This window comes from Paenibacillus sp. NPDC056722 (assembly GCF_042790635.1).
In the GTDB taxonomy this organism is placed as follows: Bacteria; Bacillota; Bacilli; order Paenibacillales; family Paenibacillaceae; genus Paenibacillus_AQ; species Paenibacillus_AQ agri.
In genome coordinates this window covers 195,560-207,156 of sequence record NZ_JBHTYV010000003.1, presented here as the reverse complement: position 1 = coordinate 207,156, position 11,597 = coordinate 195,560, and the positions used below count along the sequence as shown (strand labels likewise).

At 49.0% G+C, this 11,597-nt stretch carries 10 protein-coding genes; 9 read left to right on the top strand and 1 reads right to left on the bottom strand.

Translation table 11 applies throughout. From position 1 onward, the window contains the following. Window positions 1–15: 15 nt before the first annotated feature. The 7 genes from ACFRAM_RS09575 (at window position 16) to ACFRAM_RS09545 (ending at window position 7,937) form a co-directional block, all read left to right on the top strand. Complete coding sequence (locus ACFRAM_RS09575; RefSeq protein ID WP_066363786.1) at window positions 16–477, top strand: Fur family transcriptional regulator; 462 nt, start codon at window positions 16–18, stop codon at window positions 475–477. Window position 478: 1 nt separating this feature from the next. After that, window positions 479–742: a membrane protein insertion efficiency factor YidD gene (yidD, locus tag ACFRAM_RS09570; RefSeq protein WP_379465674.1), complete on the top strand. Its 264-nt coding sequence runs from the start codon at window positions 479–481 to the stop codon at window positions 740–742. Between the two features lie 350 nt (window positions 743–1,092). Continuing rightward, window positions 1,093–3,105 (top strand): methionine--tRNA ligase, encoded by a 2,013-nt coding sequence (gene metG, locus ACFRAM_RS09565; RefSeq protein ID WP_379465673.1) that lies wholly within the window; start codon window positions 1,093–1,095, stop codon window positions 3,103–3,105. 376 nt (window positions 3,106–3,481) lie between these two features. After that, window positions 3,482–4,489, top strand: a complete 1,008-nt coding sequence (locus tag ACFRAM_RS09560) for a metal ABC transporter substrate-binding protein (protein ID WP_379465672.1) — start codon at window positions 3,482–3,484, stop codon at window positions 4,487–4,489. Window positions 4,490–4,522: 33 nt separating this feature from the next. After that, window positions 4,523–5,272 carry a metal ABC transporter ATP-binding protein gene (locus ACFRAM_RS09555; protein ID WP_175373034.1) on the top strand — a complete coding sequence of 250 codons (750 nt, stop codon included), beginning with the start codon at window positions 4,523–4,525 and terminating at the stop codon, window positions 5,270–5,272. An 881-nt stretch (window positions 5,273–6,153) separates the two neighbouring features. Then, window positions 6,154–6,957 (top strand): metal ABC transporter permease, encoded by an 804-nt coding sequence (locus ACFRAM_RS09550; RefSeq protein WP_175373035.1) that lies wholly within the window; start codon window positions 6,154–6,156, stop codon window positions 6,955–6,957. A gap of 266 nt (window positions 6,958–7,223) precedes the next feature. Further along, window positions 7,224–7,937 carry a cytochrome c biogenesis CcdA family protein gene (locus ACFRAM_RS09545; RefSeq protein WP_175373036.1) on the top strand — a complete coding sequence of 238 codons (714 nt, stop codon included), beginning with the start codon at window positions 7,224–7,226 and terminating at the stop codon, window positions 7,935–7,937. 81 nt (window positions 7,938–8,018) lie between these two features. On the opposite strand, the gene splB is transcribed toward ACFRAM_RS09545, so the two are convergent. Further along, the gene (gene splB, locus ACFRAM_RS09540) at window positions 8,019–9,095 is read right to left on the bottom strand and encodes a spore photoproduct lyase (protein ID WP_379465671.1); all 1,077 of its coding nucleotides are present in this window, start codon (window positions 9,093–9,095) and stop codon (window positions 8,019–8,021) included. Between the two features lie 193 nt (window positions 9,096–9,288). On the opposite strand from splB, the gene mntR reads away from it, so the two are divergent. Together mntR and ACFRAM_RS09530 are read left to right on the top strand one after the other, a co-directional pair. Continuing rightward, entirely contained in the window at window positions 9,289–9,714 is a 426-nt protein-coding gene (gene mntR, locus ACFRAM_RS09535; RefSeq protein WP_066363772.1) for a transcriptional regulator MntR, read from the top strand. A 140-nt stretch (window positions 9,715–9,854) separates the two neighbouring features. Continuing rightward, window positions 9,855–11,564 carry a family 10 glycosylhydrolase gene (locus tag ACFRAM_RS09530; RefSeq protein ID WP_379465670.1) on the top strand — a complete coding sequence of 570 codons (1,710 nt, stop codon included), beginning with the start codon at window positions 9,855–9,857 and terminating at the stop codon, window positions 11,562–11,564. Window positions 11,565–11,597: the final 33 nt, after the last annotated feature.

Below are 11,597 nucleotides of genomic sequence, written 5' to 3'. Positions count from 1 at the left end.
ATGGGAGATGAGCGTATGCTGTCGACAGATCAAATATTGGAAGTCATGTCGGGGCAGGGACTGCGAATCACCGATCAGCGCAAAACGCTTGCCAAGTTATTCGGCGAGAATACAGGATATTTGTCAGCGAAGGATGTCTATGATCATATGGGTCGCAAGTATAGCGGTCTCAGCTTTGATACCGTCTACCGTAACCTCCGGGTCATGGAGGAGCTGGGTGTGCTTGAGCAGGTCGTCTTTGAAGATGGCGTGAAGTTCAAAGCAAGCTGCGTACACGATCATCATCACCATCATATGATTTGCCTTCAATGCATGAAGACTTATCCAATCCATTTCTGTCCGATGAATTTGACTGATACGCCGGACCAGTTCCGGGTCGTCAAGCATAAATTTGAGGTGTTCGGTTACTGCAAAGATTGTGAAGAGACCCGGGAAGAAGAGTCAGCGCCGGCAAGTCTTAGTAAAGCAGGACATTAAGATGGGAGTCGGACGCAGAACGATTCAGGCGCCAATCCGGGTATACCGCAAGTATATTTCTCCGATTAAGCCGGCTACTTGCCGATTTTACCCGACCTGTTCAGCCTATGCACTGGAAGCGATAGAAGTTCACGGCCCCTTAAAGGGTTCATGGCTGGCTGCGAAGCGGATAGCCCGCTGCCATCCGTTTCATCCGGGAGGTTTGGACCCTGTCCCTCCGCTAAAGGAAGAGAACCCAGAGGGAGGAACGTCCCAGGTTACTTGACATGACGGCGTCTTTTTGGGTATATTTTGGATAATAACTTGATTTCCGAGGAACGGATGAGTAGATCGGGATACCTGTACAGAGAACCGGGGAAGCTGAGAACCGGCAGGAGACGCCAGATTGAATATGGTCCGGGAGGAACTGTGTTCGAGCGAAGAACCGCATGACTGGGTTCACGTAAGATAACGGCGTGTTCCAGCGTTAATGGGCAGTTCCCGGCAAGGGAACTGGAGAAGCCTGTTCTCTGTGAGGAGACAGGGAATTTTGGGTGGTAACGCGTGAGTTTACTCTCGCCCCATATAGGGGGCGGGAGTTTTTTGTTTTTTATGGAGAAGAAAGGGTGACGACAATTGAGCGACAAGAAAACTTTTTATCTGACAACACCAATCTATTATCCGAGTGACAAGCTGCATATCGGGCATGCCTACTCAACGGTAGCTGGAGATGCTATGGCCCGCTATAAGCGCCTGCGTGGCTACGAGGTTCATTACTTGACTGGTACAGATGAGCATGGGCAGAAGATTGAGCAAAAGGCCGGAGAAGCTGGCAAGACCCCGCAGCAGTTCGTTGACGATATTGTTGTTGGCATCAAGGACCTGTGGCGCAAGCTGGACATTTCCAATGATGATTTCATTCGTACAACAGAAGAACGCCACAAAACTGTCGTTCAGGATATTTTTGACCGGTTGCTGAAGCAAGGCGACATTTACAAAGGGGAGTACGAAGGCTGGTACAGCATTCCTGACGAGACGTTCTACACCGAGACGCAACTCGTTGATGTGGAGCGCGATGGCAATGGTGTCATTGTTAGCGCGAAAAGCCCGGACAGTGGTCATGCGGTAGAGCTGGTCAAGGAAGAAAGCTACTTCTTCCGGATGAGCAAATATGCGGACCGTCTGCTGAAATATTATGAGGAGAACCCGGAGTTTATTTTGCCGGAATCCCGTAAGAATGAGATGATTAACAACTTTATCAAGCCGGGTCTGGAAGATTTGGCAGTGTCCCGTACGACCTTCGACTGGGGCGTTAAGGTTAAAGGTGATCCGAAGCATGTGGTGTATGTATGGATTGACGCGCTCACCAACTACATTACTGCACTGGGCTATGGCTCGGAAGACCGTAGTCTGTACGATAAATACTGGCCTGCAGATGTGCACATCGTGGGTAAAGAGATCGTCCGTTTCCACACCATTTACTGGCCGATTATTCTGATGGCACTGGGTGAGCCGCTGCCGAAGAAGGTTTTTGCGCATGGCTGGCTGTTGATGAAGGATGGAAAAATGTCCAAATCGAAGGGTAATGTCGTAGACCCGGTAACCCTGATTGACCGCTACGGTCTGGATGCCCTGCGCTACTATCTGTTGCGCGAAGTGCCATTCGGCTCTGACGGCACATTTACACCGGAAAGCTTTGTAGACCGCGTTAACTACGATCTGGCAAACGACTTAGGTAACTTGTTGAACCGTACAGGTGCAATGGTTGAGAAATATTTTGATGGTGTGCTTCCGGATTATGAGGGTAACGTAACAGCATTCGACGGCGAATTGCAGGCTGCGGCGCAGAGTACGTATGCCAAAGTAGAAGAAGCGATGGAAAAAATGGAGTTCTCCGTAGCACTGACTGCCATTGGGGCGTTCATCAGCCGGACGAACAAGTATATCGATGAGACGCAGCCTTGGGTGCTTGCCAAGGATGAGAGCAGAACTGCGGAGCTGGCTTCCGTGATGAGACATCTTGTTGAAGGTTTGCGGACGGCGTCCATTCTGCTGCAGCCATTCCTTACTGGCGCACCAGCGAAGATTTGGGAGCAGCTGGGTATTGCGTCAGGCGAGCTGACTACATGGAATAGTGGTAAGACATTTGGCCTGATTCCGGCCGGCACGAAGCTGGTGAAGGGTAATCCGATCTTCCCGCGTCTCGATGTGGAACAAGAGGTGGCTTACATCGCTGAGGCGATGGGCGGAGGCAAGGCAGCAGCGGCTCAACAGGCTGAAGCGACTCCTGCAGTAGAAGCTTCCGAGGTGGAAGAAGAGCACAAGGAAGAAATCGGCATTGACGATTTCGCCAAGGCAGAGCTGCGGGTGGCACAAGTCATCGCCGCTGAGCCAGTGAAGAAAGCTGACAAGCTGCTGAAGCTCCAACTGGATCTTGGTTACGAGCAACGCCAGGTGGTATCGGGAATTGCTAAATTCTACACGCCTGAAGAGCTGGTAGGGCAAAAGGTGATCTGTATCGTGAACCTGAAGCCGGTTAAGCTGCGTGGTGAGTTGTCGCAGGGTATGATTTTGGCAGCTTCCAAAGGCGATCAGCTGACGCTTGCTACGGTACCGGACAGCATGCCTAACGGAGCGATTGTGAAATAAGACGGGACATTTTTTAAAAAGTGATTTAGAGTAGTGCAGAGCAGCAATTTGGAATAATGCCAGAGTACTGCCGAGCACAACAGAGTACATTAAAAAGGGAACATTCTCACAGCTATGAGAGCTGAGGGGGTGTTCCTTTTTGTATATACGATGAGAAAGAAAAAGAAAAGGAAAAGGAAAAGGAATAGTAAGACTATGCTTCGGCAACAGCGGTATTCTATTATCTGCTATAGAAGGGCAAGCTAAAGGAAGAGAAAACACAAGTCAAATACCAAATCAACATTAGGGGTAAAGAGGATAAAGAGTTGACTTATCGTAACCATTACTATTATAATTCGCATAGTAAATATTACGATCTGAGGAGTCGATAGTTATTATGGTTTCACGCATGTCACGCAAAGGGTGGTTCATGGCAGCCCTGATGCTGGTTCTGGTACTCGCCGGATGCGGCGCTAAGAGTGGTGGAAATATTGTGGAGGGCAAGGTAAACGTGGTCACCACATTTTATCCTATATATGAATTTGCCAAAGAAATTGGCGGGGATGACGTCCATGCCATTAATCTGCTGCCAGTCGGTGTAGAACCGCATGACTGGACGCCTCGCAGTCAGGATATTATTAATACTTCTAAAGCGCAGCTGTTTTTGTATAATGGTGCCGGGCTGGAAGGCTGGGTGCCGAACTTCCTGAAGGGGCTGGATCGTGGAAGTAAAGTGCAGGCGGTGGAAGTGAGCCAAGGCATTAATTTGATCAAAACCAATGAAGATGACGGTCATAACCATGGCGGCAGCGGTAATGCCGATCATGAGAGTGTAGCAGAGGATCATGGTGCGGAGAGTGGAAATACGGGCGGAGATAGCCTGCACACGGACCCGCATACTTGGGTAAGTCCGAAGTCGGCGCTCATTATGGCCGGAAATATTAAAAATAGTCTGCAAACCGCTGACCCTGAGCATAAAGATGCCTACGAGGAGCGTTACAATAAGCTCGCAGAGCGTCTCAAGGCACTTGACACCAAGTTCGAAACCGAACTTGCCAAGGTACCGGGCAAAGAAATCGTGGTTTCCCATCAGGCCTTCGGCTATCTGGCTCGTGATTACGGTCTCGATCAGCATGCGATTATGGGCTTGTCACCGGATGCAGAGCCACGCGGGCAGGATATGGTTGCGCTGGCGAAACTGGTGAAGGATGAAGGGATTAAGTATATTTTCTTCGAGGAACTGGTCTCCGATCGACTTGCCAAAACACTGGCAAATGAAGCAGGAGTATCGACGCTTGTGCTGAATCCGGTAGAGGGGCTGACTCAGGAACAGGAGAAAAATAACGATAATTATTTCACTCTGATGGAGAAAAATTTGCAAAATCTAATTCTAGCCTTACAATAATAAGGAAAGTATACGTGAAAGGTGGTACTATGCATGCAACCGGTATCCCTGGACTGTCATCAACATATGATTGAGATACAGGATCTTTCCTTTTCCTATGGAGAGCAAAAAGTTATATCCGGACTTAGCTATACTGTAAAAGAGCGTGATTTTCTCGGCATCATTGGCTCCAATGGCGCTGGTAAAACCACGTTGATGAAAATGATCGTCGGCCTGCTGCCTCCGAGTAGCGGCGATATCAAGTTGTTCGGCCAATCCGTGCGCAAGTTTAAGGACTGGGAGCGGATCGGCTATGTGCCGCAGAAAAATGCGTTTAACCCGTTGTTCCCGGCTACCGTGCGTGAAGTGGTGCTGTCTGGCCTCTATAACAACAAAAACCTGATTCGTAGAGTATCCAAAGCACAGCACCGGCAGTGTGATGATGCACTCGAAGTGATGCGTATACAGGATATTGCGGATAAAAGAGTGGGTCAGCTCTCCGGCGGTCAGCAGCAGCGTGTGTTCCTGGCGCGGGCGCTGATCAATCACCCGGATCTGCTGATTTTGGACGAGCCTACCGTTGGGATCGACGCCGAGACGCAGGCCGGATTCTTCGACCTGATCACGCATATGCATGCTCATCATCATATGACCTTCCTGATGGTGTCCCATGATATTGATATGATCCGTAATTATTTGGGGCAGGAGCCTGTCCAGCGTAACGGTAAAATCAATTTCTACTCCCGCCACTCTCATGATGTGCAGGATTGTGTCGAGGATAATCTTCAGCACACACTTGGTTGATGGAGATCGAGTACATGAGAATAACGGGATTTTTTCCCGGTAATCTGATTCATTCTTTGGTCAGTGTTAGAATAACTGGATAAGTTCCTGTTATTTCTCGGCTATTGAGCTCTAATCCGTTTAAAATGCTAGATTAACAGGAACAATTCCAGCTAATTTGAGAAAAAGGAGCTATCCTTCTTAAATAACTGGAGTTTTTCCAGTTATGCTCCCAGGTTTTTTAGTATTGATGAGGCGTCGACAGTATAACGTTAGTTGCCTTCATATGTTTGCCTTGTGGTTATCCATGGTGAAACATGGGTTAACCAAAGCATTAGATCTTGTGGTTATCCATAGTCAAACATAGGATAACCAGAGTATTAGATCTTGTGGTTATCCATGGTCAAACATAGGATAACCAAGCATTAGATCTTGTGGTTATCCATGGTGAAACATAGGATAACCAAAGCATTAGATCTTGAGGTTATCCATGGTGAAACATAGGATAACCAAAGCATTAGATCTTGAGGTTATCCATAGTCAAACATAGGATAACCAAAGCATTAGATCCTGTGGTTATCCATAGTCAAACATGGGATAACCAAGCGCATTGGATCTTACAGTTATCCATTGTATAACATAGGATAACATCAGGTCTTTGCCCTTGCCTTTGACCTTATATCTTGAACTTGTCAGTAGATCTTTCAAGTCCCTAAGTCCCGTCCACCGTAAAGTGTGTCCCGTCAGGGACGAAAGCGATCATGCGCCAAACGGTCCTAGACACAGCCCCCCTCCCGCCTACGTCAGTTGCACTTAGCGGTGTCCAGAGGGTGCAGCCCTTTGGGGCCCTCCCTTCGGGAAGGGAGGGTTTGGGAGGGATCGAAAAAAAAGGAGAATTGATTTTGGAAATTCTATTCAGCGATTTTTTCCAGCGGGCGCTTGCGGGCGGTCTGCTGATTGGTATTACTGCGCCGCTTATAGGCGTTTTTCTTGTTCTTAGACGTCTGTCGATGATCGGGGACACGCTGGCGCATGTCACGATTGCCGGTGTGGCATTGGGCTTCTTGGCGGGATTTTATCCGCTGGGAGCAGGACTGATTTTTGCCGTTGCCGCCTCCTTTGCCATTGAGAAGCTCCGCAAGGCTTACAAAAGCTATGCCGAGTTGTCCATAGCCATCATCATGTCAGGCGGTGTAGCGCTGGCTTCGCTTTTCTTCACACTGGGGAAAGGGTACAATGCAGATGTTATGAGCTATCTGTTCGGTAGCATCTATACGCTCGATAATACGGACTTGCTCGTCGTTGGACTGGTTACGATAGCAGTTGTAGTTGTGGTTGCGCTATTCTTCAAAGAGTTCTTCCTACTCAGCTTTGAAGAGGATGCTGCGAGCGTCAGCGGACTGCCGGTGAAGCTGTTGAACATGTTAATAACGATCCTGACCGCACTGGTAATCAGCACAGCAATCAAAATCGTTGGTTCCCTGCTGGTATCCGCGCTGCTGACCATACCAGTAGCCATTAGCCTGCTGTTATCGCGCAGCTTTAAATCATCGGTTATTGTTTCGGTGGTTATCGCAGAAATTGCGGTAGTGGGTGGCCTTGTTGTAGCCGGAATCTGGAATCTTGCGCCAGGGGCTACGATTGTCCTGTTACTTATTGCGATGCTGGCTCTGACGCTGATCGGGAAGAAGGGCCTACCAACATAAACAGGGGATACGCAGGTAGTCCCGTGTAGGCAGAAGTTGGGCGTGTGGACGCAACAATGAATATGTGTGAACGTAACAAAGAACGTGTAAGCGGACGTTGAACGTGTGAATGCAACATTGAACGCCCTAACGTAACATTGAATGTGTGAACGCAACAAAAAAAAGGTGTGAGCTGAGCATTTTAACATATACAACGGGAAATCATAAGTCGCCGCACTGAAGAAGGTTTTGGGAAGAGACATTAATCGGGAAGGAGCACTGCTGCTTTGTCCAACATTAATGCAGGAATAGCTTTTGCTGCGGGTCTGGCCTCATTTATCTCTCCATGCTGCCTGCCTCTTTATCCTTCGTATTTGTCTTACATAACCGGATTATCTGTTCAGCAATTGAAGAGCGGCGGCAACACCAAAGAGGTCCGTTTCCGGACCTTGAGTCATACTTTGGCTTTTATCCTTGGGTTTTCTGCGGTTTTTTACACATTGGGTTTTGGTGCGGGGTTGTTCGGACAGTTCTTTAACGGCCAGCGGGATCTGATTCGCCAGTTATCGGCAATCCTTATTATTGTTATGGGGCTGTTTTTGCTCGGTATTTTTCAGCCGCAATTTCTGATGCGTGAACGAAAGCTGAATCTCAAATGGAAGCCGGCAGGCTATGCCGGATCTTTTATCTTCGGCATTGGATTTTCTGCCGGCTGGTCACCGTGTATTGGCCCGATTCTAACAGCCATCATTGCGCTATCAGCCAGTGATCCTGGCACGTGGTTTACGCTTATTACTGCATATAGTATCGGGTTCGCTTTACCTTTCTTTGCGCTGGCTTTCTTCCTAGGCGGAGCCAGACGCATTCTGAAGTACTCCAATGTGCTGATGAAGATCGGTGGCGTTCTGATGGTGCTTATGGGCCTGTTGCTCTTTACGGATCAGATGTTCCGCATCACGATTTGGTTGCAGAACATTACACCTGAATGGCTGAAGTTTTAGGCTGAGCCACTCTGGAATTAATATGGGACAATGGCTGTGATTCTTCCTATTTAGAAGATGCTGCCAACGCAGCTTGTTTCATCAGGTGAAATAATCAATCTTACCTTCTGGAAAATGCTCGAAAATCCGCTCTGTGATGAATTCCCGCAGGGCGGTTTGTTGTTCATCGGGGTAGACGTATTTGTTCTGGCCCCAACGGCCCCATTTCTTTTTCCGTTTCTCAATGTCCATCTCCAGCTTCGACTTCGGATAGCGCTTCTCAATGACCGTCTTGGCCGTCTTGGTAAAGCGATGTTGAATCATTTCAAAGGTCAAGCCTTTACCCGCTTCAGGAGGTAGCGCTTCTGCGAGCTTGGACAGCAGCTCTGCGTAGCCCTCCTGCCAGCCGTCATGCCAGATAATAGGGGCAATGATGAAGCCCAGAGGGTAGCCGGCCCTAGCGATCTTACCGGCAGCCTCTATACGTTCCTCGAACCGGGCGGTGGCCGGCTCGAAATTTTTGATGACATAATCGGCGTTGACACTGAAGCGGATACGCGTATGGCCGTTATGCTGAAGCTTTAGCAGGGAGTCCACATGCTGATACTTAGTCACAAAACGCAGCCGGCCCAGCGGCTCTTTTGCCATGAAATTAATTAGTTCCTCCAGGGAACCTGTAATATGCTCCAGACCCAGCGGATCAGAGGTACAGGCGGCTTCGAACGTTGTGATCTCTGGTGAGCGCTCTTCGATATATTTTTTAGCAGCATCCATCACATCATCTGTATTGACGTATACCCGAATGTAAGGCTTGGCCCCAAGGGTAGTTTGAAGATAGCAATAATGGCAGTGCCCCATACAACCGGTCGCGATGGGAATAGCATAATCGGCAGAAGGCTTGGACTGGTCGAAGGTCAGTGTTTTGCGCAAGCCGACGACAAGTGTTCTTTTGGCGATTTTATATTGCTCGGATTCCGTTTCGCCTGGAAGATTGGTGATACGATTATGCGATGTTGTCATACGGTAAGGGATGTTATTGCTCTTGACCCATTCCATAATCCGCTCCCCTTTGGGGTAATTCAGGGCATTCGGCTCGAAAAAAACAAGCTCGGGCATGAAGGGGGCTGTTGGTCTTTTTTGCCGCCTGACTGCAGGGCGTTTCGGTGTCACGGTTGACATGAATACACGCTCCTTCATATAGGGGATGTCCTTAGTGTGCGGGTTTAGCGGTCATTGAAACCGTGGTAATCCTGTGCAATTTGGTCCGCAAAATGTGGCGGGACTTGCCAAGGAGCGGGAGAAACATGTATCATTGTTAGAGCAAGGTTTGGCCTTATGCGCCACGCTCATTATAGAAAAGAGGTAAAGTTGAATGCCAACACCCAGCATGGAGGATTATTTGGAGCGCATATACAAGCTCATCGATGAGAAGGGATATGCGCGGGTCTCGGATATCGCCGAGGGATTGGAAGTCCACCCTTCATCTGTGACCAAGATGATCCAAAAACTGGATAAGGACGAATATCTCATCTATGAGAAATATCGTGGGCTTGTCCTGACCAATAAAGGAAAAAAAGTGGGAAAACGACTGGTTGACCGCCACCAGCTTCTGGAGCAATTTCTTGAACTGATTGGTGTGCAGCAGGAGAATATCTATAAGGATGTTGAAGGCATCGAGCATCACTTGAGCTGGGACTCCATCACGCGTATTGAGACACTGGTGGAATATTTCCGGCGGGACCAGGAGCGGGTGCAGACGCTTTATAATATTCATGATGAACTGGTTAGCGATTCTTAGAAAAAGGGACCCGGATGTTTCTTTTCTACGAATTTACCGCAACCTTTCCCAGTTTTTTACGTCAAAACGGATACCGTCCTTTTTAGGACGACTCCGTTTTTTTGTTTTTTTACCACACTTTTTGAATTTGGGGAGGAATTATGAAATACCGTAAATGGATGCTTGGACTACTGGTAATCATCTTGAGTCTGCCGCTGTTTTCTGTAGGGGTACGAGCGGCGGGGGTTCAGATTACGATTGAACTGGACGGGCAGGCGCTGGTTAGTGATGTGCCACCTTATATTACACCGAAGAATGTGACTATGGTGCCCATCAGCGTTATCAGTAAAGGACTGAGCGCAGGTGTTGAATGGAACCAGAGCAGCAAGACTGCTACGATCACGCAAGGGGACACGGTAATCAAGCTGACCAGCGGCCAGAAGAACGCTCTGGTGAATGGAACGGCAGTAACTCTTGACACCACCGTAGAGGTGAAGCAGGGCCGGGTAATGGTACCGCTGCGTTTTGTCAGTGAACAGCTCGGGTTGCAGGTGATATGGGATCAAGCAACGAAGCATATCTCCTTGTATACAGGGGCAGAACCGCCGCAATCGGCAGGTCCGCAGCAGCCGACACCATCGACTGCACCTACCTCTACACCAGCACCTACGGCGACGCCAGCACCAACAGTAACACCAACAACGACGCCAACACCAACGTCGACGCCAGCGGTACCGACAGTGCCCCTTCCTGGGGCGGGAGTTAACAAAGCGATGAAAGGTGCATGGATTTCCTCTGTCTTCAATCTGGATTGGCCATCGGTGTCTTCCGCCGGGAAAATCGATAAGCAGAAGCAGGAATTCGATAATCTACTGGACAAGCTGAAGGCAGTGGGCTTCAATGCGGTTTTTGTGCAGGTTAGACCGTCTGCAGACAGCTTGTATCCGTCGTCCCTGGTGCCATGGTCGAAGGTGTTGACCGGAACGCAGGGCAAGGATCCGGGCTACGACCCGCTCGCATATATGGTCAGCGCAGCTCACGCACGCGGTATGCAATTTCATGCTTGGTTCAACCCGTTCCGGGCTACCACGGATGCGTCTACTACAGGCCTCGCCAGCAATCATGTCGCTAAAGCCCATCCTGAATGGATTGTGAATGCCGGAGGCAAGCTGTACATAAATCCAGGGGTACCTGAGGCGCGTCAGCATATTATTGACACGGTAATGGAGGTCGTCAATGGCTATAACATTGATGGCGTTCATCTGGATGATTATTTCTATCCGTCGAATACTACCTTTGCTGATGATGGAACCTTCAAGACCTATAACGCCAAGGGAATCGTATCTAAGGATGACTGGCGCCGGGACAACATCAATGATTTCGTTCGTCAGCTTGGATCACAGATTCACAGCGCTAAGCCAGCAGTATCGTATGGCATCAGTCCATTCGGCGTCTGGCGCAACATCAAGATGGATAGCACAGGCTCAGACACCACAGCAGGCGTAACCGCCTATGACAGCATGTATGCCGATGTGCGGACATGGGTCAAGCAGGGCTGGATCGACTATGTCGCTCCACAGATTTACTGGAGCCTGTCCTTCAATGCTGCACGGTATGACAAGCTGGTCGATTGGTGGGTGAATGAAGTAGCGAACACTAAGGTGAAGCTCTACATCGGCCTGGCAGCCTATAAAGTTGGGGCCAGCGACCAAAGCGCGGAATGGCAGAGCGGCCAGCAGATCATCAATCAATTGAAATATAACGAGAAGTATAATGAAGTGGCGGGAAGCATTATGTTCCGCGCCAATGATATTGTGGTCAGAGATCCATTTGGGCTTTCAAGCCTACTCACATTTTATTTTAAGCCCTGATCCTTTAGTTATCCCTTATAGTTCATGAATTTA